At 66.0% G+C, this 26,390-nt stretch carries 24 protein-coding genes and 3 rRNA genes; 17 read left to right on the top strand and 10 right to left on the bottom strand.

Features of this window, described 5'->3' with window-relative positions:
* The first annotated feature begins 33 nt into the window (after positions 1 to 33).
* From F4561_RS26925 to rrf, 5 genes are all read left to right on the top strand, one after another.
* The gene (locus F4561_RS26925) at positions 34 to 507 is read left to right on the top strand and encodes a nuclear transport factor 2 family protein (RefSeq protein WP_184582926.1); all 474 of its coding nucleotides are present in this window, start codon (positions 34 to 36) and stop codon (positions 505 to 507) included.
* Positions 508 to 701: 194 nt separating this feature from the next.
* A complete protein-coding gene (locus tag F4561_RS26920) occupies positions 702 to 1,172 on the top strand; it encodes a SixA phosphatase family protein (RefSeq protein WP_184582924.1) in 471 nt (156 codons plus the stop codon).
* A 528-nt stretch (positions 1,173 to 1,700) separates the two neighbouring features.
* A 16S ribosomal RNA gene (locus F4561_RS26915) occupies positions 1,701 to 3,237 on the top strand.
* Between the two features lie 523 nt (positions 3,238 to 3,760).
* Positions 3,761 to 6,845, top strand: a 23S ribosomal RNA gene (locus F4561_RS26910).
* Between the two features lie 78 nt (positions 6,846 to 6,923).
* Positions 6,924 to 7,042: ribosomal RNA gene (gene rrf / locus F4561_RS26905) — 5S ribosomal RNA — on the top strand.
* The 16S, 23S and 5S rRNA genes sit together here, the layout of an rRNA operon.
* Before the next feature lie 131 nt (positions 7,043 to 7,173).
* Here the strand turns inward: rrf and serB are convergent.
* The 4 genes from serB to F4561_RS26885 form a co-directional block, all read right to left on the bottom strand.
* A complete protein-coding gene (serB, locus tag F4561_RS26900) occupies positions 7,174 to 8,442 on the bottom strand; it encodes a phosphoserine phosphatase SerB (protein ID WP_184582922.1) in 1,269 nt (422 codons plus the stop codon).
* A gap of 112 nt (positions 8,443 to 8,554) precedes the next feature.
* Positions 8,555 to 9,181 (bottom strand): DUF1707 SHOCT-like domain-containing protein, encoded by a 627-nt coding sequence (locus F4561_RS26895; protein WP_184582920.1) that lies wholly within the window; start codon positions 9,179 to 9,181, stop codon positions 8,555 to 8,557.
* A 62-nt stretch (positions 9,182 to 9,243) separates the two neighbouring features.
* Positions 9,244 to 9,870 (bottom strand): DUF1707 SHOCT-like domain-containing protein, encoded by a 627-nt coding sequence (locus F4561_RS26890; RefSeq protein WP_184582918.1) that lies wholly within the window; start codon positions 9,868 to 9,870, stop codon positions 9,244 to 9,246.
* Positions 9,871 to 9,990: 120 nt separating this feature from the next.
* Entirely contained in the window at positions 9,991 to 10,806 is an 816-nt protein-coding gene (locus F4561_RS26885) for an Rv1486c family protein (RefSeq protein ID WP_246437297.1), read from the bottom strand.
* A gap of 306 nt (positions 10,807 to 11,112) precedes the next feature.
* On the opposite strand from F4561_RS26885, the gene F4561_RS26880 reads away from it, so the two are divergent.
* From F4561_RS26880 to F4561_RS26870, 3 genes are all read left to right on the top strand, one after another.
* On the top strand, positions 11,113 to 11,898 hold the full coding sequence (locus tag F4561_RS26880) for an ABC transporter ATP-binding protein (protein WP_184582916.1): 786 nt from the start codon (positions 11,113 to 11,115) through the stop codon (positions 11,896 to 11,898).
* 258 nt (positions 11,899 to 12,156) lie between these two features.
* Entirely contained in the window at positions 12,157 to 13,122 is a 966-nt protein-coding gene (locus tag F4561_RS26875; RefSeq protein WP_184582914.1) for an SPFH domain-containing protein, read from the top strand.
* A gap of 197 nt (positions 13,123 to 13,319) precedes the next feature.
* On the top strand, positions 13,320 to 14,078 hold the full coding sequence (locus F4561_RS26870; RefSeq protein ID WP_184582912.1) for a sulfite exporter TauE/SafE family protein: 759 nt from the start codon (positions 13,320 to 13,322) through the stop codon (positions 14,076 to 14,078).
* Between the two features lie 247 nt (positions 14,079 to 14,325).
* Here F4561_RS26870 and F4561_RS26865 read toward each other — a convergent pair whose 3' ends face one another.
* The 4 genes from F4561_RS26865 to F4561_RS26850 form a co-directional block, all read right to left on the bottom strand.
* Entirely contained in the window at positions 14,326 to 14,544 is a 219-nt protein-coding gene (locus F4561_RS26865; protein WP_184582910.1) for a helix-turn-helix domain-containing protein, read from the bottom strand.
* Positions 14,545 to 15,304: 760 nt separating this feature from the next.
* Positions 15,305 to 15,946: an HD domain-containing protein gene (locus F4561_RS26860; protein ID WP_184582908.1), complete on the bottom strand. Its 642-nt coding sequence runs from the start codon at positions 15,944 to 15,946 to the stop codon at positions 15,305 to 15,307.
* 184 nt (positions 15,947 to 16,130) lie between these two features.
* Entirely contained in the window at positions 16,131 to 17,018 is an 888-nt protein-coding gene (locus F4561_RS26855) for a prolyl oligopeptidase family serine peptidase (protein WP_184582906.1), read from the bottom strand.
* 341 nt (positions 17,019 to 17,359) lie between these two features.
* The gene (locus tag F4561_RS26850) at positions 17,360 to 17,932 is read right to left on the bottom strand and encodes a TetR/AcrR family transcriptional regulator (RefSeq protein ID WP_312885651.1); all 573 of its coding nucleotides are present in this window, start codon (positions 17,930 to 17,932) and stop codon (positions 17,360 to 17,362) included.
* Between the two features lie 654 nt (positions 17,933 to 18,586).
* On the opposite strand from F4561_RS26850, the gene add reads away from it, so the two are divergent.
* The 7 genes from add (at position 18,587) to F4561_RS26815 (ending at position 24,005) form a co-directional block, all read left to right on the top strand.
* On the top strand, positions 18,587 to 19,627 hold the full coding sequence (gene add, locus F4561_RS26845; RefSeq protein ID WP_184582904.1) for an adenosine deaminase: 1,041 nt from the start codon (positions 18,587 to 18,589) through the stop codon (positions 19,625 to 19,627).
* 646 nt (positions 19,628 to 20,273) lie between these two features.
* Positions 20,274 to 21,344: a chaplin family protein gene (locus F4561_RS26840; RefSeq protein ID WP_184582902.1), complete on the top strand. Its 1,071-nt coding sequence runs from the start codon at positions 20,274 to 20,276 to the stop codon at positions 21,342 to 21,344.
* Positions 21,345 to 21,435: 91 nt separating this feature from the next.
* Positions 21,436 to 22,269, top strand: coding sequence for an SURF1 family cytochrome oxidase biogenesis protein (locus F4561_RS26835; RefSeq protein ID WP_312885559.1), 834 nt, complete (start codon positions 21,436 to 21,438; stop codon positions 22,267 to 22,269).
* A gap of 53 nt (positions 22,270 to 22,322) precedes the next feature.
* Entirely contained in the window at positions 22,323 to 23,153 is an 831-nt protein-coding gene (locus F4561_RS26830; protein ID WP_376773684.1) for a class I SAM-dependent methyltransferase, read from the top strand.
* Positions 23,150 to 23,404, top strand: a complete 255-nt coding sequence (locus F4561_RS26825; RefSeq protein ID WP_184582900.1) for a Smr/MutS family protein — start codon at positions 23,150 to 23,152, stop codon at positions 23,402 to 23,404. The genes F4561_RS26830 and F4561_RS26825 overlap by 4 nt, the downstream gene beginning before the upstream one ends.
* A gap of 44 nt (positions 23,405 to 23,448) precedes the next feature.
* Complete coding sequence (locus F4561_RS26820) at positions 23,449 to 23,727, top strand: type II toxin-antitoxin system Phd/YefM family antitoxin (protein ID WP_184582898.1); 279 nt, start codon at positions 23,449 to 23,451, stop codon at positions 23,725 to 23,727.
* Positions 23,724 to 24,005 (top strand): type II toxin-antitoxin system RelE family toxin, encoded by a 282-nt coding sequence (locus F4561_RS26815; RefSeq protein WP_184582897.1) that lies wholly within the window; start codon positions 23,724 to 23,726, stop codon positions 24,003 to 24,005. Before F4561_RS26820 ends, F4561_RS26815 begins: the two co-directional genes overlap by 4 nt.
* 131 nt (positions 24,006 to 24,136) lie before the next feature.
* On the opposite strand, the gene F4561_RS26810 is transcribed toward F4561_RS26815, so the two are convergent.
* The gene (locus tag F4561_RS26810) at positions 24,137 to 24,370 is read right to left on the bottom strand and encodes a FitA-like ribbon-helix-helix domain-containing protein (protein ID WP_184582895.1); all 234 of its coding nucleotides are present in this window, start codon (positions 24,368 to 24,370) and stop codon (positions 24,137 to 24,139) included.
* Positions 24,371 to 24,570: 200 nt separating this feature from the next.
* On the opposite strand from F4561_RS26810, the gene F4561_RS26805 reads away from it, so the two are divergent.
* The gene (locus tag F4561_RS26805; RefSeq protein ID WP_184582893.1) at positions 24,571 to 24,900 is read left to right on the top strand and encodes a plasmid mobilization protein; all 330 of its coding nucleotides are present in this window, start codon (positions 24,571 to 24,573) and stop codon (positions 24,898 to 24,900) included.
* A complete protein-coding gene (locus F4561_RS26800) occupies positions 24,897 to 25,382 on the top strand; it encodes a hypothetical protein (RefSeq protein WP_184582891.1) in 486 nt (161 codons plus the stop codon). The genes F4561_RS26805 and F4561_RS26800 overlap by 4 nt, the downstream gene beginning before the upstream one ends.
* 56 nt (positions 25,383 to 25,438) lie before the next feature.
* Here F4561_RS26800 and F4561_RS26795 read toward each other — a convergent pair whose 3' ends face one another.
* Entirely contained in the window at positions 25,439 to 26,317 is an 879-nt protein-coding gene (locus F4561_RS26795; RefSeq protein ID WP_184582889.1) for a helix-turn-helix domain-containing protein, read from the bottom strand.
* Positions 26,318 to 26,390 lie beyond the last annotated feature (73 nt).

Genomic DNA, 26,390 nt, shown 5'->3' with positions numbered 1-26,390 from the left:
CACGCTCATATTATTGCCTCGGAGGTTTCGATCATGGCTCCCTCAGCAACCGGAACAGCGGGTCCCCTCACGGTCTACCGGCGTATGCAGGAGGAGCTCCTGCGGGGAGAGGGGGCGAACGCTACGCTCCTCCCCGCGGAGCTACTGGCCGAGGATGTCGTTGTCGAGACACCGTTCGCCCCCGAGGGCACGCGGCGTTACGAGGGGCGCGAGGCGTGGCTGTCCTACTACGGCGAAAGTGGAGCGGGCCTGCTGGTGCGCTTCGAGCAGTTCCGTGAGCTGGCCACCCACCAAACCGACGATCCTGAGGTCATCGTCGTTGAGTACGAGCTGGCTGGAACGGTCATCGCCACGGGTGTGCGGTCCTCGGTGACCTGCGTCGCTGTACTGGAGGTCCGCGACGGTCTGATCGTGCACTGGCGCGAGTACCAGGACATTCCAGCGATGACCGAGGCGTTGACCAGGCAGCCGGAGGGCCACGGCGACGCGGGCGCGACCGTGTATTAGCGTTGGGGCGCTCGTCTTCGCGGCGTGTTCACGCTGGTCGTAGGCGAGTTCCCCCGGAGCGTTAGGCTGTGCGCGATCGACCGTGCAGATGGGAGTGACAGCGTGGTGACCGGAATGCGCGGACTCGCCATAATCGTTGGGGTCATGTTCGGGTTCATGGCGCTGGTCTCAGTGGTCGCAACGGTGCTGTCGCCATGAGCCGGCTGCTGATCCTCGTCCGCCATGCGAAGGCCGAGGAGGACAACGGTTCCGACCGCGATCGGGTGCTAACGAGCATCGGACGCGGCCAGGCCGAGGCCGTGGGGTCCACCCTCGTGTCCGAGGGCGTCGTCCCCGACCACGTCATCTGCTCCGCGGCCGCGCGTACGCGCCAGACGCTGGAGCTGGCCATGGCGAGCCTGCCGAAACGGCCGACGGTCGACTTCGAGGAGGCGGCGTACGGTGCCGATCCAGAGACGATCCTGGACCTGGTGCACATGGTCGACCCCGAGGTAGGCACCCTCATGGTGGTCGGGCACAACCCGACGATGGCCCAGCTCGCGGCGTTGTTCACCGGGAGTGGGAGCCTGACGTCCTTCCCCACCGCGGGTATCGCCATAGTCGAGCTCGACGTCGACTGGCTCTACGCCGAACCGGGCACGGGCACCGGGCGCATCCTGACTTGAACGGCGCTACATGCGGCACTCGGGGCAGTCCTCGGTCAGCCAGACAGTTCGGGCCTGATGGTTTGAGCACTGTGGGTGGCGGGTTAGGGTGGGGGTACTCCCAAGGGAACGGCGCTGGTTTGTTGACTGGCGGGTGTTCGGGGGTAGTGTGGAAGGGTTGTGCTTGTTCTCGGGTTCCGGTTGGGATTCGGGGTGGGTAGAACCTGGTAGTGTTTAGGTGATTGAAAAATTGGATTGCCGCTGCTTCTGAAGAGTTGGCTGCCTGGGTTTTTGGGTGGTTGGCTTGTGTGGGGTGGGTGGTTGTTCTTTGAGAACTCAACAGCGCGTGTTTGTTTTTCTTTAGCCATGTTTGTTTTTTGGCCCCTGTGTGATGCCCCCTTGTGTGGGGGTGTTGTGGGGTTCCTTTGGTTGGCCATGGCGCTTCATGCCTGTGTGGTGTGGGTGTTGTGGTTGGTCAGGGTTGATTTTCTTCGAGGTTTGCCCCTGCGTGTGGGTGCGTTTGTGCCTGGGTGTGGGGGTGTGTGGCCTTTGATGGAGAGTTTGATCCTGGCTCAGGACGAACGCTGGCGGCGTGCTTAACACATGCAAGTCGAACGCGCCATCTCTTTTGGGGGTGGTGAGTGGCGAACGGGTGAGTAACACGTGAGTGACCTGCCCCTGACTCTGGGATAAGCCGTGGAAACGCGGTCTAATACCGGATAGGACCTCGTGCCGCATGGTGGGGGGTGGAAAGGTTTTTTCTGGTTGGGGATGGGCTCGCGGCCTATCAGCTTGTTGGTGGGGTGATGGCTCACCAAGGCGATTACGGGTAGCCGGCCTGAGAGGGCGACCGGCCACACTGGGACTGAGACACGGCCCAGACTCCTGCGGGAGGCAGCAGTGGGGAATCTTGCGCAATGGGCGAAAGCCTGACGCAGCGACGCCGCGTGGGGGATGACGGCCTTCGGGTTGTAAACCTCTTTTCCTCTTGGCGAAGGCTTCGGGTGTTCTCGGGGTTGACTGTAGGGGGGGAATAAGGACCGGCTGACTACGTGCCAGCAGCCGCGGTAATACGTAGGGTCCGAGCGTTGTCCGGAATTATTGGGCGTAAAGAGCTCGTAGGCGGCGTGTCGCGTCTGCTGTGAAAGCCCGCGGCTTAACTGTGGGTGTGCAGTGGATACGGGCATGCTTGAGGTAGGTAGGGGAGACTGGAATTCCTGGTGTAGCGGTGAAATGCGCAGATATCAGGAGGAACACCGGTGGCGAAGGCGGGTCTCTGGGCCTTACCTGACGCTGAGGAGCGAAAGCGTGGGTAGCGAACAGGATTAGATACCCTGGTAGTCCATGCTGTAAACGTTGGGCGCTAGGTGTGGGGACTTTCCACGGTTTCCGTGCCGTAGCTAACGCATTAAGCGCCCCGCCTGGGGAGTACGGCCGCAAGGCTAAAACTCAAAGGAATTGACGGGGGCCCGCACAAGCGGCGGAGCATGTTGCTTAATTCGACGCAACGCGAAGAACCTTACCAAGGCTTGACATTGCCTGTGGACCTGCAGAGATGTGGGGTCATTTGGTTGGTGGGTGACAGGTGGTGCATGGCTGTCGTCAGCTCGTGTCGTGAGATGTTGGGTTAAGTCCCGCAACGAGCGCAACCCTTGTCCTGTGTTGCCAGCACGTGATGGTGGGGACTCATGGGAGACTGCCGGGGTCAACTCGGAGGAAGGTGGGGATGACGTCAAGTCATCATGCCCCTTATGTCTTGGGCTGCAAACATGCTACAATGGCCGGTACAGCGGGTGGGCGATGCCGTGAGGTGGAGCGAATCCCGAAAAGCCGGTCTCAGTTCGGATTGGGGTCTGCAACTCGACCCTATGAAGGTGGAGTCGCTAGTAATCGCGGATCAGCAGTGCCGCGGTGAATACGTTCCCGGGCCTTGTACACACCGCCCGTCACGTCATGAAAGTTGGCAACACCCGAAACGTGTGGCCTAACCACTTGGTGGGGGGAGCGCGTGAAGGTGGGGCTGGCGATTGGGACGAAGTCGTAACAAGGTAGCCGTACCGGAAGGTGCGGCTGGATCACCTCCTTTCTAAGGAGCCCGAAGTGGGTGGCATCCGTGTGGGTGCTGCCGGGTGGGCTTGGTGAATGTGGAGTTGGTGCTGCCTCGTGAGGATCGGGGCCCCGTTGTGGGGTTCTGGCCCCGGGGGTAGGGCCGACCGGGTGGCTGAAGAGGAAACAAACTTCCCCCCTTTTCTCCTGCTGTGTGTGGGGGTGGGGGGCGCGCTGTTGGGTGTCTGAGAGAGCAACCCTGGCCGTGTGCGTGTGGGTGCCTGCGTGTGTGGGTGTCTGGACGTGGCGGTGGTGGTGGCTTTTTTGGTGACCACCCTGACGAAGACCCTGTGGTGCGACGCGCTCGGGTGAGTGGTGTCTGGGCCTGTTCTGGTCTGGGCGTGCTTGCTGGTGCGTGGGTGTGCCTGGTGGTCGGGCTTGATTGTCGGTTTCTGGCGTGTGTGTGCTGGAGGGGCTTTCGGGTGTGGCCGTGGGGTTGTGGTTGGGTGTGTGGTTGGTTTTTTGATTTGTGGATAGTGTGCGCGAGTGTCTTGTATCTGTGGTGGTCAAGTGTGTGTGGCATACGGTGGATGCCTTGGCACCAGGCGCCGATGAAGGACGTGGGAGGCCGCGATAGTCCACGGGGAGTTGTCAACCAGGCTGTGATCCGTGGGTGTCCGAATGGGGAAACCTAGCTCGAGTTGTGTCGGGTTGCTGCTGTCTGAATGTATAGGGCAGTGGTGGTGACGCGGGGAAGTGAAACATCTCAGTACCCGCGGGAAGAGAAAACAATATGTGATTCCCTTAGTAGTGGTGAGCGAATGGGGATGTGGCTAAACCATGCGCGTGGGATAGGCGGCGGCTGTTGCGTGTGTGGGGTTGTGGGATGTGCCTGTGTCTGGTCTGCCGGCTGGGCGGGTGTTGTGTTGGGGTAGTTGAAGCCGTTGGAATGCGGTGCCGGAGTGGGTGAGAGTCCCGTAGGCGAAGGTCTGACATGATGTCTGGGGCATGGTCCCGAGTAGCGCGGAGCTCGTGGAATTTCGTGTGAATCTGGCAGGACCACCTGTCAAGCCTGAATACGTCCTGGTGACCGATAGTGGACGAGTACCGTGAGGGAAAGGTGAAAAGTGCCCCGGTGAGGGGTGGTGAAAGAGTACCTGAAACCGTGTGCTGTCAAGCCGTCAGAGCACCTGTGGGTGTGATGGCGTGCCTTTTGAAGAATGAGCCTGCGAGTTGTGGTGCGTGGCGAGGTTAACCCGTGTGGGGGAGCCGTAGCGAGAGCGAGTCTTAAAGGGGCGTTTGAGTCGCGTGCTGGAGACCCGAAGCGGGGTGATCTACCCATGTCCAGGGTGAAGCGGCTGTAAGAGGTCGTGGAGGCCCGAACCCACCAGGGTTGAAAACCTGGGGGATGAGGTGTGGGTAGGGGTGAAAGGCCAATCAAACCCTGTGATAGCTGGTTCTCCCCGAAATGCATTTAGGTGCAGCGTCGTGTGGTTCCTGTTGGAGGTAGAGCGACTGGTTGGTTGATGGGCCTTTGCGGGTTACTGATGTCAGCTAAACTCCGAATGCCAATGGGTGTGAGCGCGGCAGTGAGACTGCGGGGGATAAGCTCCGTGGTCGAGAGGGAAACAGCCCAGATCATCAGCTAAGGCCCCTAAGCGTGTGCTGAGTGGGTAAGGTTGTGGAGTTGCCCAGACAACCAGGAGGTTGGCTTAGAAGCAGCCATCCTTGAAAGAGTGCGTAATAGCTCACTGGTCAAGTGGTTCTGCGCCGATAATGTAGCGGGGCTTAAGTACACCGCCGAAGCTGTGGAGCCCCCCGGTTGGGGGGTTGGTAGGGGAGCGTCGTGCCCGCGGTGAAGCGTTCGGGTGACCGGGTGTGGAGTGGGTGCGAGTGAGAATGCAGGCATGAGTAGCGATACCAGTGTGAGAAACACTGGCGCCGAGTGACTAAGGGTTCCTGGGGCAGGTTGATCCGCCCAGGGTGAGTCGGGGCCTAAGGCGAGGCCGACAGGCGTAGTCGATGGATGACGGGTTGATATTCCCGTACCCGTTCGCGAGCGTCCCATACCGCTGCCAACTGATGCTAACCACAACTGCGTGCGGATCTTCTTTCGGGAAGGTCGCGTGTGTGGTGTGGGGTCCGATGTTGGTGGGTGGTCAGTGATGGGGTGACGCAGTGGGGTAGCCCAGCCCGGGCGATGGTAGTTCCCGGGATAAGCGTGTGGCCCGCGGCCCAGGGAAATCCGGGCCGCATAGGGGTGAGGCGTGATGTCGAGCCGTGTGTGGCGAAGTGGGTGATCCCGTGCTGCCGAGAAAAGCCTCTAGCGAGTTCGTGGGCGGCCCGTACCCGAAACCGACGCAGGTGGTCTGGTTGAGTAGACCGAGGCGTTCGGGTGAACCATGGTTAAGGAATTCGGCAAATTGTCCCCGTAACTTTGGGAGAAGGGGAGCCCTGTCTGGTGATGAGACGTAGCTCTTTGAGCTGGGTGGGGTCGCAGATACCAGGGGGAAGCGACTGTTTACTAAAAACATAGGTCCGTGCGAAGTCGTAAGACGCGGTATACGGACTGACGCCTGCCCGGTGCCGGAACGTTACGAGGACCGGTTAGCTCTTTAGGGGTGAAGCTGGGAATCTAAGCGCCGGTAAACGGCGGTGGTAACTATAACCATCCTAAGGTAGCGAAATTCCTTGTCGGGTAAGTTCCGACCTGCACGAATGGCGTAACGACTTCCCCGCTGTCTCAACCATGGGCCCGGTGAAATTGCACTACGAGTAAAGATGCTCGTTTCGCGCAGCAGGACGGAAAGACCCCGGGACCTTCACTATAGCTTGATATTGGTGTTTGGGATGGTTTGTGTAGGATAGGTGGGAGCCGGTGAAGCGGCCACGCTAGTGGTGGTGGAGGCGTTGGTGAAATACCACTCTTGCCTTGTCGAGCACCTAACCCGCGCCCGTGATCCGGGTGGGGGACAGTGTCTGGTGGGTAGTTTAACTGGGGCGGTTGCCTCCTAAATGGTAACGGAGGCGCCCAATGGTTCCCTCGGCCTGGTTGGTAATCAGGTGGTGTGTGTAAGGGCATAAGGGAGCTTGACTGTGAGACGGACGTGTCGAGCAGGTGCGAAAGCAGGGCCTAGTGATCCGGCGCCGGCGTGTGGAAGTGGCGTCGCTCAACGGCTAAAAGGTACCCCGGGGATAACAGGCTGATCTTCCCCAAGAGTCCGTATCGACGGGATGGTTTGGCACCTCGATGTCGGCTCGTCGCGTCCTGGGGCTGGAGTTGGTCCCAAGGGTTGGGCTGTTCGCCCATTAAAGCGGCACGCGAGCTGGGTTTAGAACGTCGTGAGACAGTTCGGTCCCTATCCGCTGCGCGCGTTGGAGACTTGTGAAGGGCTGTCCCTAGTACGAGAGGACCGGGATGGACAGACCTCTGGTGTGCCAGTTGTCCTGCCAAGTGCATGGCTGGTTGGCTACGTCTGGATGTGGTAACCGCTGAAAGCATCTAAGTGGGAAACACGCTTCAAGATGAGGTCTCCCACCCCTATGGGGGGTAAGGCTTCCCAGAGATGATGGGGTTGATAGGCCGGAAGTGGGAGCCCTGTGAGGGGTGGAGCTGACCGGTACTAATCGGCCGAGGGCTTGCCCACCGCAGATGCTGGACACTCGCGCACACACACCCCCACACACGCCCGCGCGTGGGTGGGGATCCACAAATCAGGTGAGTTTCGTGGTGGCCATAGCGTGGGGGAAACACCCGGACCCGTTCCGAACCCGGTCGTTAAGCCCCACAGCGCCGATGGTACTGCCCCCATGGTGTGGGGTGGGAGAGTAGGACACCGCCACGATTACCCCAAAAGGAGGGGTGGGAGCACAGCTCCCACCCCTCCTTATTTTCATGCCCCTGTTTGTGCGCGTGTGAATCGGAGTGGTGGCGCCCCCGACCCGCGGGGGCCTTCGCACCGAGAACCCCCCACGATCACCCCCGACGAGCACCACCACTGGACGCAGACGCAATGGCCTCTTCGGCTTCCAGCTCGTCGGCGGACTCCACCTCTTCGCGGGAGATACCGAGCAGGAAGACGATGGTGTCCAGATACGGCACGGTGACCGACGTGTCCGCCTGTTCGCGCACGACGGGTTTGGCGTTGAACGCGACTCCGAGGCCGGCGGTTTGCAGCATGTCGAGGTCGTTCGCACCATCACCGATGGCCACCGTGCGGTTCAGCGGAACGCCGGCCTCCTCGGCGAAGCGCTGCAGGGCGAGCGTCTTTCCCTTCCTGTCGATGATCTGCCCCACGAGTTCACCGGTGAGCTTGCCGTCGACGACCTCCAAAGTGTTCGCGGCGGAGTAGTCGATGTCGAGGCGGTCCACCAGCCCATCGGTGACCTGGCTGAATCCGCCACTGACGATGGCGCACTCGTAGCCGAGCCGCTTGAGCGTCCGGATGAGGGTACGTGCCCCCGGGGTGAGGACCAGCTTGTCGCGGACCGCGTCCAGCGCCGAAGCGTCCAGCCCCTTGAGCAGGGCTACCCTGCGCCGCAGCGACTGTTCGAAGTCCAGTTCCCCGCGCATGGCCGCCTCAGTGATGCGCGTGACCTCCTCCACGCACCCGGCGTGCTCGGCCAGTAGCTCGATCACCTCGCCCTGGATGAGTGTGGAGTCGACATCCATGACGACCAGGTGCTTGGCCCGGCGGTGTAGCCCACTGGACTGGACAGCGACGTCGATCGCCTGGGTCGCCGCCTCCATGGACAGGTCGGCGCGCAGCTTCTCCGGGTCAGCGCCGGAGATGTCCAGCTCGATCGACGTCACTGGGTAGCTCGCGAGACGTTCGATCCGGTCGATGTTGGCTCCGGCCCGCGCCACGCACGAGGTGATCGCGCCGAGAGCCCCTGGCCGCAGCGGCGAGGCCAGGATGGTCACGTGCAGAGGGTCGCCGCTGCTGGGCGTAACCCGCCCGTTGCCCTCGGCGAACTCCGCCACCATGTCGAGATCGATGGCTGTCTTGTCGATTGCGCTGCGGACTTCGTGGTACACGCGCTCCCGGCGGACGCCAGGCGCTACGCTTTCGTCAACGTCGAGAAGGGCCCCCAAGACCAAGCGGCCTCCGATGACGACCTGTTCGAGGTCGATCAGGGTCACGGGGAAGACCGAGAGGGTGGTTAGCAGGCGGGCGCTGATCCCAGGGCGGTCGCGTCCGCTCACCGTCACGAGCAGCGTGGAATGGGTAAATTCGTCTGTCATGGCGATAACCACGTTACTCGGGCACCTCGTGGTGCTTGGCGGCAGGGCGGTTAACGTGCGGCGACAGTTCGTGTGACTGCCGCCTCAACTCTAAGAGATCCCTGGTCAGCGCCTACTTTCGCTTCTTGCGCTTTGGCGCCTTGGCCCGGACGTCGATGCCGCCCAGCATGCACGTGCCAGTAAGTCGGATGGTGGGAGCGTTGGGGTCGGTTACCGCGTCTGTCCCGTGCATACCCGTCCCGCCGAGGATCGCCGTTGTGTTGTTCACCACGCGCACGCCGTGCGGTACGACGATGTCCATGCCGCCGAAAACCACGGCGCACTGGACCGTAATTTCGCGCTGGCTCAGGACGGCCTCGCGGAAGTCCAGCGAGATCCCGCCGAAGAGCACAGAGGCGTTGGTGCGTGGTTCGACCAGCCAGCGGCCTTTGCGCTCGGCCCCGCCGAACACCGCGACCAGGTTCTCGCGCCCCTGGCTGGTCGCGGCCATCTCGCGGGCTTCCTTGGTGGAGACCTGAATGCCGGGCGCGACGGGGTCCGACGAGACGGAGGAGTCCAGCTCGTCCGGGAGGTCGTGGAGCACGGGAGTCAACTCCCCGACGGTCTTGGCGGTGTAGACGGAGTCCAGGCGCTCCTCGTACTCCGTCTGGTCGAGCCGCCCCTGAGCGAGTGCCTCACGGAGCCGATCCGCAACGCGGTCGCGATCGGCGTCGGACGCGCGGATGTGTTCCGGTTCCATAGTCGGTCCTCACTCGTATCAGCGGGGCTTGTAGCACGAGGATTCCCCAAAGTCGGGTTCCCCTACGCGGCCTGCGTCGTGACTTCGATACCGGAGATTACACTTACGCCGGTCAGGTGGACGGTTGGGGCGCCGTCGTAGGCAGGGGCCACGTAGTCACCGAGGCTAATGGAGCGTTGGAGCGCCGCGGAGTCGGCCGTCACACGGACACCCTGCGGCAGGACGAGCCGCACCCCGCCGCAGAACAGGGCGCACTGGACGGTGACGTCGCGCTGGGCCAGGACGGCCTCGCGCAGGTCCAGTTCGATCGAGCCGAACGCCGCGGAGGCGTTGGTGCGCGGCTCGACCAGCCAGCGGCTCCGGCGTTCGGCGACGCCGAGGATGGCGATGATGTTCTCGGAGCCGACCGTGGTGTCGAGAAGGGCCTGGTCCGACGCGCAGGCGGCGACCGGCCCCATTCGCTGCACTTCCCGTTCCGGACCGCCGGAGGGAAGATCCTGGGTGAGCTCGGCGAGGTCGTCCATCGTCTTGGCGGCGTAGACGGCCTCTATGCGGTCGGCGTGCTCCTCCTGGCTGAGGCGCCCCTCGATGAGCGCGTCGGACAGCAGGTGGGCGATCCTGTCGCGGTCGGCGTCCGAAGCCCGCAGCCGGCTGGACGCCCCGCTGGTCGGATTAGCTGTATCGGCCATGGGCACAAGTATTCGCGCCGGAACGGTGATCCGGGATCCGGAACCGACCCTGGCGTTCCCCTGATTCCTGCTGAGGGCGACCCTGATGGGGCCCGTTGACATGGGACACCGAAGGTGGTGTCACCCGTCGGCGGTGGCCCCGTAGGACGCCACACGGGCGCGGCGAACCGCCCTGTCGAGGATGCGCAGTGCCTCCACCCGCGCCGACATCTGCGACGTGGAAAGCCCGCGCCCTTTGTCCTTGCACGCGAGCCGGACAACGACAGCGAGGCGGTCGGCCTGCGCCGCCAGCCGGTGCGCCCGCTGCGGATGGGCCGGGGCCAGGCCCTCTGTGGGCTGGCGGCCGGCGTCGCGCAGGTCCTCAAGAGCGCGAGTGACCTCCGGGCCCCACGCCGCGATGTCATCCACCTGCCCGAACAGGCTCGTGCACTCGCGCATAGCGATTGTGAGCTGCTGTTCCGCCTCCGCGAGGGGGACGGGCTCCGGGATCTTGTCGGCGGCCCGGTAGGGGGTCCAGGCGACACCCGCGTAGGAGGAGCCGCGCAGGTCCTCGCTGGGGACGAGCCCGACCTGCTGGTCCGCCAGCTCGACCAGGACCGCCTCGCCGGCGTCGATCGCCGCCTTGTTGAGTTCCGCGGTGCCGACGAGACCGAGTGGGTCGCCGGGGGCCGGCAGGCTGAGCCGGAACGCGGCGAGCCCCAGGGAACGCAGCCTGGCCAGGGCTGACCGCAGCGGCGCGCCGCTCTCGAAGTGCAGGCCGGAGTCCGCGACAGTTCCGATGACGTGCGGCCCGGTGCGCCGCTCAACCGCGCTCACCGCATCATCCAGCCCGGCCCGTCCCGCGAGCCAGGCGTTGCCCCACGTAACCAATGGTGCGGAGGACAGTTCGTGCAGCATCGGATCTCGGGACCGGAGTCCTCCGTCTGAACTGCCCATATCACTCCTTTGCTTACCGCGCGTGAGGGGCGCACACGGGGTGCGCCGGCGTAATGCGTTTCCCGTGCCTGGGTGTGCCCGCTCACCCGCGGCTCGTCCCTACTCTTCAGCGTGACATTGGTCGAGGTGCCGCCCAACCGCGGCTTGATCTTGGGGTGGTACCGACTGGTGTGTGCCACCGGCCCGCCCTCGCCACGGCGTGCCAACCGCTGGTACCGGTAGGTTCGCATCTGGGTGTGTGCGCCGAGGGGCCGGGTGACGTCGCGGTCGCCCGGGTGCGGACGAGGAGAACGGACAGGGAGTGCGATGAACGGGCATGTGTTGCGCATGGACGGGGTCAGTGTGCGCCGTGGCAGTGCGTATCTGCTGAACGACGTGGAGTGGACCGTCGAGGAGGACGAGCGGTGGGCCCTTATCGGCCCCAACGGCGCCGGTAAGACCACTCTGCTGCGGGTCGCCGCGACGCAGATGTTTCCCACCACCGGCACGGTGGAGGTGCTGGACGAGCAGCTCGGGGCGGTCGACGTCTTCGAGCTCCGGCCGCGTATCGGGTTCGCCAGCGCCGCCGTGGCGAACCAGATCTCCGAGGCGGCCACCAGTCTCGACCTGGTGATCAGCGCGTCGTACGGGTACCTGGGCAGCTTCGCGGAGAGCTACGGTGCCCCCGACTACGGCCGGGCGCGGGCGCTCCTCGGCCATTGGGGCGTGGCACACCTGGCGGAACGCAAGTACGGGACGTTGTCGGAGGGTGAGCGCAAGCGTGTTCTCATCGCCCGTGCGCTCATGGCCGACCCGGAGCTGCTGCTGCTCGACGAGCCCGCGGCAGGGCTGGACCTGGGCGGCAGGGAGGACCTGGTGCGCCGGTTGGGCGCGCTCGCTGGGAGTATTGACGCTCCCGCGCTGGTCACCGTCTCGCACCATGTTGAGGAGATCCCGCCCGGGTTCACACACGTGCTGATGATGCGTGAAGGCGGCGTCGTCGCGGGTGGGCCGGTGGACAAGGTGATGACGGCGGACAACCTGAGCGCGACGTTCGGTCTTCCGCTGAAGGTGGAGTTCGACGGGGAGCGTTGGAGTGCGCGAGCCGTGTGACGGCAGTGCTGACCCGGGCCCGGCTTCCTCGGTGAAGGGGTTGTCCCCTATCCGAAAGCGGGCAATGGGTCACCCGTAATCCGCCTCAATGGCCGAATGTGGTCAGAGAGGCAGGTTTGGTATGACGTCATAGCGGCCCTACGCGAATGCGGGTATACGCGCGATTTATGATCTCCGCGTGGATGCGCGTGGGGTTCGCGTTCGTCCACTCGCCCACCGCTGCGTCACCCCCCGACAGGAGAGCCGGAGCCGCCCCCGATGCTTCCCGTTGTCATTATTCTGCTGATCTTCGTGGCGATCCTGCTCGCCATCGGCTACCGCAGCGTCCGTATCGTCCCGCACCGGATGACCGACGTCGTCGAGCGGTTCGGTGGTTACCACCGCACACTGAAGTCGGGCTTCAACATCGTCATCCCGTTCGTGGACCAGATCCGCGAGCGCATCGACCTGCGTGTGCAGGTGGTCAGCTTTCCGCCACAGGCGGCGATCACCCAGGACAACCTCTCCGTCAATGTCGACACCGCGGTCTACGTGCAGGTGACCGACCCGTACAACGCCACGTACCAGGTGGCGAACTTCATCCAGGCCGTGGAGCAGCTCGCCGCGGCCACGCTGCGCAACGTCATTGGCGGCATGGACCTGGAGCAGACCCTGACCTCCCGCGAGGAGATCAACACCGAGCTTCGTTCTGTGCTGGACGAGGCCACGGCCAGCTGGGGTATCGAGGTCAGCCGGGTCGAGTTGAAGGGGGTCGAGCCTCCGGAGTCGGTCCAGGAGGCCATGGAGAAGCAGATGCGCGCCGATCGCGACAAGCGCGCGCAGATCCTCAGCGCAGAAGGTGAGAAGCAGTCGGCGATCCTGCGGGCCGAGGGGGAGCAGTCCTCTGCCGTGCTGAGTGCGAAGGGCCAGGCCGAGTCCGTGACCGTGCGGGCCAAGGCCGACGCCGAGGCGATGACACTGCGCGCCCGCGGTGAGGCCGACGCCATCGCCATGGTGTTCAAGGCGTTGCATTCCGGCAAGGTCAACCAGGAGTTGCTCGCCTACCAGTACCTCCAGAAGCTCCCGGAGATCGCGCAGGGCGACGCCAACAAGGTGTGGATCGTGCCGAGCGAGATGGGCAAGGCTCTTGAGGGGATCGGGGGCGTCTTCGAGAAGCTCAAGGGGGAGGCCGCCGACACCGGCTCCACGAATGACGGCCCGTCCGCGTCCCCGCAAGAGCGGTAGCACGCAGGATCCGTCAGCCCGTCCCCGAGGGCGGGGTGTGGCCTATGACACGGGGTCACCCCGCATCGCGTGCCCGCGACTCCGTAGGCTTGGGGACAGGAATCTGCCATGTACGCCCTTGTCCTGGTGCGATCAGGATCCCCGCCGGAGGGAAGCGGGGTGGCGGCGGATCTGTCGTCTGAGCGCGAAGGTCAAGGATGAGTCTGTGGGACGCGCTCGCCATTCTTGTGGCGGGTGTAGGTGCCGGCGGTATCAACGCCATAGTCGGCTCGGGGACGCTACTCACGTTCCCCGTGCTGCTGGCGTTGGGGTACCCGCCCGTGCTCGCGACGATCTCCAACAGCATCGGCCTGGCACCGGGGGCGCTCACCGGGGCCATCGGCTACCGGCGCGAACTGGTCGGTCAGCGTACCCGGCTGATCAGGTTCGGTGCCATGGCGCTCGCGGGGGCGCTCACCGGGGGCACACTGCTGCTCAACCTCCCCGAGGGTGTGTTCGAGTCCGTTGTTCCGGTGCTGATCGGGTTCTCGTGCGTGCTCATCATGTTGCAGCCGCGGATCACAGCGTGGACCCGCCGCCGGCGGCCCGGCCGCCTCAACGGTGGCCCGCTGCTGCCGTTCGGGATCTACGGTGCGGGGGTGTACGGCGGCTACTTCGCCGCCGCCCAGGGCATTGTCCTCATCAGCATGATGGGTATGGCCCTCGACGAGGAGCTGCAGCGCATCAACGCCCTGAAGAACGTACTGGCCTTCGTCGTGAACGCGACCGCCGCCGTGTTCTACACCACCTTCGCCTCTCCCGCCTGGCCGGTGGTGGGCCTCATCGCCGGGGGTTCGATCATCGGCGGGTACTTCGGTGCCCGGTTCGGCCGCAGGCTCAAGCCGTTCGCGCTGCGCGTCGTCATCGTGCTCGTCGGGTTGACCGCGGCGGCGCAACTGCTCCTCGGCAGTGTCTAGCTGGTGCCGCGTCAGGGAACCGTTGCGGCGTTGAACGCGAGGCGGCCAGAGTCGCCGTTCGGCGTATTGGTCGTCCATGGGACGCGAGCTTCCCGACACCTGGAGAGCCCGCGGCTTTGGGTAACCGGGTCCGGCGCGTAGCGTTGCTGGCGCGTGCTGCGCCGGTTATACCGGCACCGACTCGGCGGGGGCCGCCGATTCATCGCGCACCCGGTATCGGTAGCGCAGCGGGCCCGCTCTCACCAGCTTATGGGGCTTGGGGCGCCGCGCCCGGTCGGGTGGCCTGAATGTGGGCCGGGAAGGCCCGGGAGGCCCGCGAGGAGGGTGACGTGTTGCGCTGGAGCTCGCGGCCCACGGTGGAGCGGTGCCGACCCAGCCGCCGCGCGATCTCGGCGCGGCGGTCCCCGCGCTCCAGGCCGATCGCGATCTCCTCGCGCTCGGCCACCGATAGCTGCTTCGCTCCCATGGCGAACCCCCTGAAACCGCTACAAGCCATCATGTTGCAGTAGAAGCTAGAACCCACCGTCGGGGCGGGTGCCCTCGCATGGGGGCACGTTCGTCCGGTGCTGGCCGCGGATGGTGGCGCACCCGACGAGGTCAGCGATGGCAGCGGTGGGGCAGCTCCCGGATGTCGGCGCGGGTGCCCGCCGGTGAGGCGCCCGACGAAAGCAGCAGCGAAGGCGGTGGATGGGCCAGCCCCAGTAGTCGGCGCGGGTGCCCGATGGTGAGGCGTGCAACGGGAGCGGCGAGGATGGTGGGTGGTCGACGGGCGCCCGGTATGTCCGGATTGTGGGGACTCTGTGCGGCGATCTCGGGAATGTACACGTATTACTCGCGAGTATTAGGTGCACTTTCCCGAGATCGGCGCTGAGTGGGCGGAAACCGGCCCCGCGCCGGGCCGTTTCGCACCGAAGGTGACCGTGCAGACAGTCTCGGCGCTGAGAATGTCTGCCCAGACACCCTCGACGCGCAATGGCGCGGCGCAGGGCCAGTTCCGCCCCGAGAACACCCGCACCACGCGCCCACCGCACCGACACACCCCACCCCCGGCCACCCACCGCCCTCGCTGCTGCTTTTCGTCGCGCGCGTCACCACCGGGCACTCGTACCGATGGGCACCACCCGGCGCCCTCGCACGCCCACCACCCCACACCACTGACGCTCCCCTCGCCAGTAATAGGTACATACTCCCGAGATCGGCGATGACCCAGGCACCTAGCGAAGTACCTAGCCCGCCGGGCTCGCGGAGCGCGCGAAGTAGCCGCGGCGGTCGGCGTCCTCGACCAGCGCCGCCGCATAGGCGCCGAGCGCCTCGGAGCCGTCGCTGATGACCCGCACCTTCTCTAGTACCTGGGCGCGGGTGACCTTGTGGCGCACCCAGGCGCCGCCTTCGGTGTGCCAGTTGGCGAGCATGGGTGCGAGGCGGTCGACGGCGTGGGCGAATCGGGCCTCGCGGGTCTCGCGGGCCTCGAACTCCTCCCAGATGGCGCGGGCACGGGCCTTCTGGTCGCTGGGAAGCAAGGCGTAGAGCCGGTCGGCGGCGGCGCGCTCGCGCTCTGGCTGGGACGCGGACTCGTGGGTGTCGTAGACGAAGGTGTCGCCCGCGTCGATCTCGACGATGTCGTGCAGGATCAGCATCTCGACGACGTGGTCGATCTCGGTTCCCGGGGGCGCGTACTCCGCGAAGGTGCGGGCCGCCAGTGCGAGCTGCCAGGAGTGCTCCGCGGAGTTCTCCCGCCGGGAGCCGTCGACCAGCATGTTCCGGCGCAGGACCCGTTTGAGCTTGTCGGTCTCGAGGATGAAGCGCAACTGTTCGGTGAGGCGCTCATGGTCGACCCCCTTGGCGAAGACCGGTGCCGGTTCCGTCACGTAGGCCGCCCTCCTATGGGTGGGGGTGGGTGGGTCGGGTCGCACTGACGGTCATACCCATCCAACGTGCGTGGACTGACCTGGAACTGGCCACCGGTGGATAAGCCGTCGAGCCGCGGGTGAACGCACGGCCACATCGCCGGGCCACCCTGGCGCAGACCGGTAACCCATCACCCGCCCGCGCCTACCGCCGCAGTTGGGTCGTGGTCTCGCTCGCGGAGGTCAGGTGCAGGTGGAACCATTCCATGAGCGCACGGTCGGCGAGTACGTTGCCGGGCGCCGGCGGGCCGGGTTCGAGACCGGGTTCGGGGCCCATGGTGTGGGCGAGGTCGGGGACGACGATGTGCCGGATTCCCGTCGGCGGGTACTTCGGCGCCAGGGCCTCGTAGAGCTTGCGCCCGTGGTCGGGGACGATAACCTCGTCCTGCCCACCATTGATGATGAGCAGCGGCGCCTGCGGCTGGCGCCCGGCAAGATCCCCCGCGCGTGCCGCGAAGTCCAGCCACGACGCGACCTCGCGCGACGACTCGGTCCACTCGTAGGCGACGCCGAGCCGCCGTTCCCGTGCCGACAGCACCGGAGTGGGGTCGATGATCGGGTTGACCGCCCCCACCGCACCGATGTTCAGCTTGCTCTCCGCCAGGGCGAGGAGCGCGGCCGCGCCACCGGCGCCCACCCCCATGAGCCCCACCGGTCCGTCATGAATGGGGAACCGGTCGCGGAGTTCCGCGACGACGCGTGCGGCCTCGGCGGATGCCTGTTCGACGATCGGTCCGTACAGCTGGATCAGGTAGTCGTCCTGGCCGCGGCGGTTGATCTCGGCGACGCCGCCTTCGGGCAGTCGGGCCCCGAACATCGGCAGGCCCAGGTAGATCCGCCACGCCGGGAGCGACGCGAGGGGGAGCGTCCCGGCGAGCGCGGTCTCGCTGCGCGGGGGCTCGAACGCGTGCAACGCGACAATGACCGGGGTGGGGTCGTTCGGGTCGTTCGTGATCGCCGGGGGGACCGCGAGGAACGGCACTCCTCCGGCTGTTCCGGATATCGGTTGGGCGAGCGTACTGTCAGCTACCACTGAGGGTTCCCTCCCTGTTCCAACGCCGCTCGGGTGAGCGGAGGGCTCGGCGTGCGTTGTGAACCTCATTGGTGCGTGGCGGGCAGATCATAGGTGGGAGTGAGCATCGCCGAGTGGCGTCCAGCCGGCTCCGGCGAGCTGCACCGGGAGCCGGTCCTTCGCGTTCCCCCTGACGCCCCAGCGGCGAAACACCAGGTCGTTCGTAGCGATGACCTGGGATCACGACCCATCGCCGTCTATAGTGCCAGGTGCGGCACCGCAATCTCAGGGAAGCGAGGCGTTGCCACCTTATCGCCCCATTCGAGCGAGCCGCGAAGCTCAGCACCCATTGTCCGGTGGCCCTAGTCGGCCGGGAAGTGCCGGCTGAGGTAACCGCGGATGAGCAGTTTGGTCTCCTCGATCAGCCTCGGGTCACCATCGGGGTCCTGGCGGAAGGCGAGCTTCAGGACGGCGTCGGCCGCCTCTACGGCGACCATCGACGCGTGCCGGAGTTCGTCGCTGTCGTCCACGCCGGCGATCGAGATGAGCAGCTCGCGCAGCCGGGTGGCGATGACCCGGTTGTTGTCGGCGTTGGCGTCGAGAAGCCGGACGTCGACAATGTCGCCGAAGTGCAGCACGCGGAAGCCGGAGACGTTCCGGTGCATGTCGAGGTACTCGTCGATGATGACGTCGACGGCCTCGGTCCAGTGCACGAATGTGCCCTGGCGCAGCCGGTCGGTCACCCGGGCGCTGAACGTGTCCAGGTAGCGAAGCCCGAGCGCCTGCGCGATCGCCTTCTTGTCCGGGAAGAACTGGTAGACCGAGCCAATGGCGACGCCGGCGCGGTCGGCGATTCGGGTGGTCGACAGTTCGCTGTAGCCGATCTCGTCCAGGAGCTCGGCGCAGGCGTCGAGCATCTTCCGCACACGCTGGATGCTGCGCTGCTGCGCTGGCCGGCGGCGCAAGGGAGCGCTGGATAGCAGCGAGGGGTCCGGGTCGTCGCCGAGCGGGTGCTTGGTGCGGGAGTCAAGGGCGGCGCGGGTCTGGGCCGGCTCTCCCGTGCCATTGCCGGCTCCGGCGGCGTCGGTGCGCATGAATGCGGTGGTGGAGGCGCTGGAAGTCGTCATCACGCTTCTATGATGTGGTTGGGTAGTGGCGCGGTTCCCCTGTGTACGCCGGTTTTTGTGGCCCAGTCCCGGGTGGGCCGCTGTGGATGGTTCGGGCCACGGGGGCAGGGACGAGGAACCAGCGATGCCCCCGTGGCTGCACCGCAGCGCTACGCCCGGTTTACCGCACCCGCCCGGGTCTCGCTGTCCGAGCCGGGGAACCGGCCGGTGTTTGGCGCATACTTTCCGCGCCCCAGGGTGCGCTTTTACCTTCAGCGGACGGGCCGGCCCACCGCCCGGGACCGCGCGGTTGAGCCGTTGGGAACCGGCCGGTGTCCGCCGCACGCGGTGCCCATGCCTCTGGCGGCCGGGCAATCCGCCTCGATGGGCGGACCTGGGAGAGAACGCCGTTCGTGGGCTACCGTCCACAAGAAGTGAGCCTGTGGGTTGGAGGCTAGGGAGGCGCTGGGTACCGTCGCTTCTATGCACAGCTCCCCTACAAGTCCCACCGCTGATATCGATCGCTTCGTCCGCGATCTCCCCAAGGTGGAACTGCACGTCCACCTCGAAGGGTCGATGGAGCCGCCGATTCTGCTCGACCTCGCCAAGAAACACGGCGTAGACGCCGTGCCAAGCTCGCTTGAGGGCGTGCGCGAATGGTACGAGTTCCGCGACTTCCCGCACTTCATCGAGGTGTACCTGACCTCGGTGGAGACGCTGCGCGACGAAGCCGACTTCGCGATGCTGACCTCTGACGTCGCCGCGCGCCTCGCGGCGCAGCGTGTCTCCTATGCCGAACTGCACGTCAGCCTGTACGCCCACCTGATGCGCGGGGTGCCGGCACACGTGGTGTTCGACGGCATCGAGCACGCGCGGCGCGAGGCCGAGCAGACGCACGGGATCCAACTGCGCTGGATCCCCGACTTCCCCGGCGACTACGGGGTCGAGACCGGCGAGCAGACCCTCGACGCCGTGCTGAAGGACGGGCCGCCCAGTGTGGTCGGCTTCGGCGTGGGCAGCGTCGAGGTCAGCCGCGCGCCGTTCACCGACCTGTTCGCCCGCGCGCGTGCGGCCGGGCTCCATAGCCTGCCGCACGCCGGTGAGAACGGCGGGCCCGAGCGGATCGTCGAGGCGCTCGACCTGTTGCACGCCGAGCGGATCGGCCACGGCATAGACAGCATGGACGACCCCGCTCTGGTCGAGCGGCTGCGCGACGCCGGAGTCCCGCTCGATGTCTGTCCCACCTCGAACGTGTGCACCGGAGCCATCGAGCGGATCGAGGACCACCCCCTGCCGCGGATGCTGCGCGCCGGTCTCAGCGTCTCGCTGAACTCCGACGACCCTCCGATGTTCGGCACCGACCTGGGGAACGAGTACCGCGTCGCGCATGGTCTCGGGTTGGACGTCACTGAGCTGGCCGCTCTGGCCCGTAACGGTGTCACCGCGTCCTACCTCGACGAGGCCGGCAAGCGCGCGCTCCTCGCCGAGATTGACGCCGTGCTCGCCAGGCATCAGGAGAGCTAGGGCGGCGGCTCCGGAGCGGGGGATGCCAAACGGGCTGTCCTGGGTGGATCTCTTTTCAAGAGTTCAAGTTCGAGGGGCCGCCTCCTGGTAGGTCCGGGCCGGCCCGGGTTGGCTGCGCGGATCCCACCCGGGGCCGCGTATGTCCGGAAGTGTCCAATTTCGTGTGCCAGTCTGGGTACGCGGCACTCGCATTTCCCCCCAATAAGACCAGAACGCGAAGTTCTTTACGAATACGGTCAGTAGTCCGATGCCGTTTGTGCGAAGGAAATTCGTATTTTTCGTGGGGCGGTCGAGGGCAGGGAGCGCCGGGTGGAGGTGGCGTCGGGCGCGTGGCTTCCGGCGGAGGTTCGCAGCCCCGACGTCGCTGTCGGGTTCAATGTCATACAGTGACCAGTTTTACTCGGTTGGTTTATAGCGATACGATTTTTTCGCGAATTCCGTATCCGCGCGCGGTGAGCTGATAGCGTGCGGAGTTATCAGCGGCCCGAAAGCCCCATCTTTGTCCGCTGGGCTGTGCCATTCGGCCTGCTGTGATGCGAATCTTTGAATCATTCTTGGGTGGGTGTCCGGTTCCCCCACGCCCGGTCACCCCGTGCCCCCGAAAAATCACCCTTTGTGATTGAATTTCGAAAGGTCATGCCTGAACATGCACAAGAAGTTGTATGCCTCCGTTTCCGTGACCGCGCTGACTGTGGGACTGGTGGGTGTCTCGGCCTCCGCCGCGCTGGCGGACCCGGAGACCAGCGGTTCCGGTGGAGCCGCCAGCGGCAACCAGATCAACGTCCCGGCCGATGTCGAAGCTGACCTGTGTGGAAACTCGCTGGCGGCACTCGGGATCTCCGAGGCCGAGTGCACCGAGGTGGCCGAGGTGCTCTATGCGGCGAGCGACGACGGAAATGGCAGCCCACAGACCGATGGCTCTGGTGGTGTCGCCAGCGGCAACCAGATCAACATCCCGGTGGACGCCGCCGTGGACATCTGCGGCAACTCCGTGGCGGTCGGCGGTATCTCGGAGGCGGACTGCACCACGATCGTCGAGGAGCTCAACGACTCCTCCGAGGGAGGCGACGGCGCCCAGACCGATGGCTCTGGTGGTGTCGCCAGCGGCAACCAGATCAACATCCCGGTGGACGCCGCCGTGGACATCTGCGGCAACTCCATCGCGGGACTCGGGGTTTCCAAGGCCGAGTGCACGACGGTCGTCGAGGAAATACAGGACTCGGAGGACAACGACGGCGGCGCCCAGACCGATGGTTCCGATGGGGTCGCCAGCGGCAACCAGGTGAATGTGCCGGTGGACGCCGCCGTGGACATCTGCGGCAACTCCGTGGCCGTGGTCGGGGTCTCCGAGGCGAGCTGCATGGAGAAGATCTCCAGCGACGAGTCGGATTCGGAGGACCCGTCCGGGGAGGAGCCCGAGGACCCGAAGAAGCCAGGTGAGGAGAACCCGGACGACAAGGGCGAGGGAGACGACAAGAACGACAAGAACAAGGACGAGAACAAGGACGACTCCGCCGCGGACGACGGCACGAACGACGACCAGGCCGCGGCCGGCGGCAACGACAAGGACACGGCGGGTGGCCTTCCCGTGACCGGCACGGCGCTGGCCGGCCTGGTCAGCGCGGCCCTCGCCGCCCTTGGTGCCGGCGGTGCTGCCATGTACTTCTCCCGCAAGCGCAAGGCGGCCCTGGCGACCGAGGAGAACGTGGCGGCCTGACCCGCCTGGCGCACGTCACCCGCGACATCGCCCCTGCCCGCTGGGTGGGGGCGATGTCGCGTTGCTGTGCGCGTCTCGTAGCCTCGAATACGTGCTCCGGGTGCTGCTGTCGTCGCGCATGCTGGCCTTCCACGCGCTGGTCGTGGTGGTGGTGCCGTCGTTCGTCATGCTCGGCTTCTGGCAGCTCGGCCGTTGGGAGGAGCGGGCCGCGGCGGCGGAGCAGCAGGAGGCCAACATCAACGCGGCCCCCGTACCGGTGGAGAAGCTGAGCGGCGTCGGCGAGGACGTCGACCCCGACGACCGGTGGCGCCGGGTCACCGTCACCGGTAGCTACGACGCCGGGAACGAACTGCTCGTCCGGAACCGCGATGGCTCCCGGGGGGTCGGACTGCACGTACTCACCCCGCTGGTCACCGACGACGGCACGGGCGTGCTGGTCAACCGGGGCTGGATCGAGCAGCCGCCGACCGCGACCTCGCGGCCCGACGTGCCTCCCCCGGCAGAGGGCGAGGTCACGGTGACCGGCCGGATCCAGTTCAGCGAGACCGAGGAGAACACCGGAATCCGCGACCGCGGGGGCCTGCCCGAGGGGCAGATCATGCTTGTCGATGTCGACGAGCTCGGCACCGATCTGCCCTACCCGCTCTACGGCGGTTACGTGGAACTGACCGAGGAGGATCCACCGTCCGACCCGGCGCCGGAGCCGGCGGCCCCACCCGAGACCGACATCGGGATGAGCCTGTCGTATGCGGTGCAGTGGTGGGTCTTCGCCGTGATCGCGGTGGGCGGCTGGGTCTTCCTGGTGCGCCGCGAGGTGCGCGACACCCAGGGGGGCGGGCCCTCGGGTTCCGCTACCGGTACCGCCCCGGTCGACGGCGGTCCCGACTCCCCTGATCCGGCCCCGCGGCCGCCCGCCCGGGTGTGAGGACCCGGGGCGCGGGGCGGCGCGGCTCGCGCCACCCGTGCCAGGATGTTTCCATGACCGAGCACGCGATGTACCCCCAGGTGGCCCACGTAACGCGGCGCCCGGCGGGTCCGGAGGAGAGCACGCGGGCCAGCCGGATCTGGTGGGAACGTTCCGCCGACGATTACCAGGCCGAACACGGCGAGTTCCTGCGCGACGCCTTCGTCTGGGGGCCGGAAGGGCTGGACGAGACGCGGGCGCGGCTCCTGGGTGATCCGGCGGCACTCAGCGACGCGCGTGCCCTTGAGGTGGGATGCGGCGCGGCATGGTGTTCCCGCTGGCTGCGTCTGCAAGGCGGCACGCGGGTCGTCGGGGTCGATCTGGCGTTCGCCCAGTTGCGGCACTCCCGGCGTATCGACGGCAAGGAAGACGTTCGCGTGCCGGTGGCGCAGGCCGACGCGCTGCGACTGCCGTTCGCCGACGCCTCGTTCGATCTGGTCTTCTCCGCGTTCGGCGGGTTCCCCTTCGTCCCGGATGCCGGGGCGTCGGTGGGGGAGAGCGCCCGGGTGCTCAAGCCGGGCGGCCGCCTGGTGTTCTCGGTGTCGCACCCCGTCCGGTGGTGTTTCCCGGACGACCCCGGCGAGCGCGGCCTGGTGGCCGATCACCCCTACTTCGACCGCGATGCCTACGTGGAGCAGGACGCCCAGGGGCGGGCGTGCTACGTCGAGCACCACCACACCATCGGCGACTGGGTCCGTGCCATCGCGGGCGCTGGGCTGCGGCTGCGCGACCTGGTGGAGCCGGAGTGGCCCGAGGACAACGACCAGGTATGGGGCGGCTGGAGCCCGCTGCGCGGCCGGATCATCCCGGGCACGGCGATCTTCGCCGCGGAGAAGGACGCATGACAAAGCTCAAGCTGGACCTGCACGACATCTTCAACCGCGGCCGGGACATCGACCGCGCCCTGCACGACATCTTCGACGAGGCCGAACGGACCAAGGCCAAGACCATCGAGATCATCCCGGGTAAGGGCTCCGGCCAGTTGAAGAAGCGGGTGCTGCGGTTCCTCGACCAGAAGGACGTCAAGAGCCGCTATCACCGGGTGGAGAAGGACTCGAAGAACTTCGGCCGGCTGTTCGTGCACTTCAAACACTGAACGCCAACTTGGCCAAGTTGGCCAACTTGGCGTATGATGGCTGTATGAGTGTTGATCCCGTGGAGCAGTCGGTCGCTGAGGTACGAGACCACTTCTCCGAACGAGTGAACAGAGCCGCATACGGGGGCGAGGTCACCTATGTGACCCGCGGGCGCAAGCACGAGCGCGTCGCGGCGATTGTCCCGATTGAGTTGGTCGAGGCGTACGAGGAGATGCTCGATCAGGAGGATGGGCGGATCGCGCAGCAGCGGCTGGAGGAGATCCGGTCGGGTGACGCCGAGGTCGCGTCCGCCGAGGACGTGGCCAGGGAGCTTGGTCTGTGAGAGACGAGGAAACGCGTGCCTTCGAGGTCCTGTTCGATTCTCGGGCGCGCAAGGAACTCGGAAAGCTCGACAGGCCCGTCGCACGCCGTGTTCACTCGGCGATCATGGCTCTGTCCCAAGACCCCCGTCCGGATGGGTGCCGTCAGCTCCGGGGCTTCCCCGATCTGTGGCGGATCCGCGTGGGAGACCATCGGATCGTCTACTCGATCGACGACGGTCGGCTTATCGTGGTGGCACTACGTGTGGCCCATCGGCGTGACGCCTACCGCAACCTGTGAAGCGGTTCACCGGCAAGTGCATCGTGCCAAGTACATTGGCCGGCTGTTCGTGCATTTCAAGCACTGAACAAGGCCGTCACTTCTGTGGACCGCCAGCACCCTGGTGACGATCGAGCAGTCGATGACTTAGCTCATCGGCGACCGTCAGCCATGAACCCACGCAGGTTCTCTGCCGTGTAGTTGACCGGCTCATCCTCGACGAGCCGCGCCATCACCTCGTCGACCGCTGGAAGAGAAGCCTCCTCGACGATCAACTCACGCAGGTATGCGGCCAGTGACAGTCCTCTGCGGGCGGCTCGTGCCTTGAGGGTCTCGACCACCTCGGCGGGAACATCTCGTACCTGGACCACTGTCGTCTCATCCATATGGCCAGCATGGCGTGCGGAACGCATGCATTGACCTCGGTGTCATCGCGACCGATTCGCGCTGTCAACCGGCACGGGGCCTTCGCTCGGCGATGGGTTCTTTCCCGGCGCTGATCGGCGCGTTAGACCAAGCAGCCCTCTCGGTGGGTAGGTCAGCGTGGGCAATCGACAAGGCGTAATACTCGTATTACGCTAGTGGTGTGTCGAAGGTGCGAATCAGTATCAGCCTGGATCCGGAAGAAGCGGAACGAGTCAGGTCGCATGCGGACCGTGCGGGGATGGACGTCTCGTCCTACCTTGTCAACGCTGCGATCCGGCAGATGGCCGAGACCGATGCGGTCGAGGCCGAGTTCGCGGGCATCGATGCGCTGATCGCCGATGCCGAGGCGCACGCCGCGGACCACGCCCCTGACTCTGCCCCAGAACCAGAGGGCCTGACCGAGACCGAACAGCGCGCTGTCGATGACGCGATGCGTCTGGTCCATGGGGTCGAAGAGGCCCCGCCCCGGAACCGGGGCGAGGTGGCGTGAGCATTCGTATCCCCGTCTACGACACCGGGATGCTCATTGCCTTGGCGGCGCGCAAAGGCAAGGCCATCGAGATGCATCGAGGGCTTGGGCGCACTCCACACCGGCCCGTGGTTCCTGGACCGGTCCTGGCCCAGGTATGGCGTCCTGATCCGGCGACGGTCCATGCCCTGAGCACGGTGTTGAAAGAATGTACGGTGCCTCAGGCGAAGTCTTCTCCAGCCGCCCTGCGCCCAACATCTGCCGGAAGGGCGGAGTGCATCACGTGCGCGACGGCTCCCGAGATCACCGACTGGCGGCGAATCGGCGCGGTGATGGGAACAGCGGACCTTCCGGCCAAGAAGCGCCCGGACGCTGTGGATGCCCTCGTTGCCTGGACGGCTGTAAAGCACCGCAGCGCCGTCGTGTTCACCAGTGATCCTGGGGACATTACCGCCTACGTGGAGGCGATCGGTGCCGATGACGTGCACCTGGTCACTGTGTGAGTCGCGCTGGCGGGAAGTGAATCAGGGTAAGTACTTCGGCCGGCTGTTCGCGCGCTTCAGGCACTGTCCGCGGCGGCGAGAGACCGGAGCGCCTCGTCCGAAGGTGACCCGGGCTCCGCGGCGTAGCTCAGCAGTGTCTGGCCGGAGTCGGTGGGCAACGCCATCTTCTCGAAGTGCAGTTCGAGCTCACCCAGCCAGGGGTGGCGCAATCGGTGCGTGCCGTGCGGAATCTCCAGGACCTCCCGGGCCTCCCACAGCTCGGCGAAGGTCGCGCTCTCGCGCCGCAACCGCATCACCAGCCCGCACAGCCGCGGTTCATCCGGGTTCCTGCCCGACTCCGCGCGAAGCTTCGAGGCGATCTCGCGGCGCATAGTGTCCGCGTCGAGGTGGATGTCGGCCGCCTCAGGGTGCAGAAAGACCATTCTCGCGAGATTCAGTTCCGCCTCCGGCAGGTCGCCCAGAGCGGGCCACAACCGTCCGGCGATCCCGTTCCAGGCCAGCAGGTCCAGAGCAGGGCCCAGCACGAGGGCGGGCACCCGGTCCATCGCCTCGATCAGGTGCCGCAGCTCTGGTCGGACACGCGGGCGAGGCGCTTCGGGCGGAGAGCACCGGTCCTCGGCGAGTGCCGCGGACGTGCCGGCGGCCCTCCGGGGCAGATGTCCGGCCAGGTTGTGCAGGTAGCCGCGTTCGTCCGGGGACATCCGAAGCGCGTCCGCCAGCGCTTCCAGGACATCCACCGACGCTCCCGTGCCACGGCCCTGCTCGATGCGCGTGTAGTAATCGACACTGACACCGGCGAGCTGCGCGACCTCCTCGCGGCGTAGTCCACGCACGCGGCGCCTGTTCACCCCATACGGCAGCCCCACCCGCGAAGGTGTGAGGACGGAGCGGCGGGCCTTCAGGAACTGGCCGATCTCGGATTCCGAACGCACCATGCGCCAATTATCCAGCATGGTCCTCCCAGACCCAGGTTCGGGCGGGTCTGGTGCGGCCAGGGCGCCCTCGGCA

The organism is Lipingzhangella halophila (assembly GCF_014203805.1).
Taxonomy (GTDB): domain Bacteria; phylum Actinomycetota; class Actinomycetes; order Streptosporangiales; family Streptosporangiaceae; genus Lipingzhangella; species Lipingzhangella halophila.
Note: the sequence above shows the minus strand (reverse complement) of the source record. Positions and strands in the feature narration are given on the sequence as shown.

Coding starts and splice junctions, on each gene's coding strand:
- F4561_RS26925 (WP_184582926.1), top strand. CDS start 34: ATGGCTCCCTCAGCAACCGGAACAGCGGGTCCCCTCACGGTCTACCGG.
- F4561_RS26920 (WP_184582924.1), top strand. CDS start 702: ATGAGCCGGCTGCTGATCCTCGTCCGCCATGCGAAGGCCGAGGAGGAC.
- serB (WP_184582922.1), bottom strand. CDS start 8,442: ATGACAGACGAATTTACCCATTCCACGCTGCTCGTGACGGTGAGCGGA.
- F4561_RS26895 (WP_184582920.1), bottom strand. CDS start 9,181: ATGGAACCGGAACACATCCGCGCGTCCGACGCCGATCGCGACCGCGTT.
- F4561_RS26890 (WP_184582918.1), bottom strand. CDS start 9,870: ATGGCCGATACAGCTAATCCGACCAGCGGGGCGTCCAGCCGGCTGCGG.
- F4561_RS26885 (WP_246437297.1), bottom strand. CDS start 10,806: ATGGGCAGTTCAGACGGAGGACTCCGGTCCCGAGATCCGATGCTGCAC.
- F4561_RS26880 (WP_184582916.1), top strand. CDS start 11,113: ATGAACGGGCATGTGTTGCGCATGGACGGGGTCAGTGTGCGCCGTGGC.
- F4561_RS26875 (WP_184582914.1), top strand. CDS start 12,157: ATGCTTCCCGTTGTCATTATTCTGCTGATCTTCGTGGCGATCCTGCTC.
- F4561_RS26870 (WP_184582912.1), top strand. CDS start 13,320: ATGAGTCTGTGGGACGCGCTCGCCATTCTTGTGGCGGGTGTAGGTGCC.
- F4561_RS26865 (WP_184582910.1), bottom strand. CDS start 14,544: ATGGGAGCGAAGCAGCTATCGGTGGCCGAGCGCGAGGAGATCGCGATC.
- add (WP_184582904.1), top strand. CDS start 18,587: ATGCACAGCTCCCCTACAAGTCCCACCGCTGATATCGATCGCTTCGTC.
- F4561_RS26840 (WP_184582902.1), top strand. CDS start 20,274: ATGCACAAGAAGTTGTATGCCTCCGTTTCCGTGACCGCGCTGACTGTG.
- F4561_RS26830 (WP_376773684.1), top strand. CDS start 22,323: ATGACCGAGCACGCGATGTACCCCCAGGTGGCCCACGTAACGCGGCGC.
- F4561_RS26825 (WP_184582900.1), top strand. CDS start 23,150: ATGACAAAGCTCAAGCTGGACCTGCACGACATCTTCAACCGCGGCCGG.
- F4561_RS26820 (WP_184582898.1), top strand. CDS start 23,449: ATGAGTGTTGATCCCGTGGAGCAGTCGGTCGCTGAGGTACGAGACCAC.
- F4561_RS26810 (WP_184582895.1), bottom strand. CDS start 24,370: ATGGATGAGACGACAGTGGTCCAGGTACGAGATGTTCCCGCCGAGGTG.
- F4561_RS26795 (WP_184582889.1), bottom strand. CDS start 26,317: ATGGTGCGTTCGGAATCCGAGATCGGCCAGTTCCTGAAGGCCCGCCGC.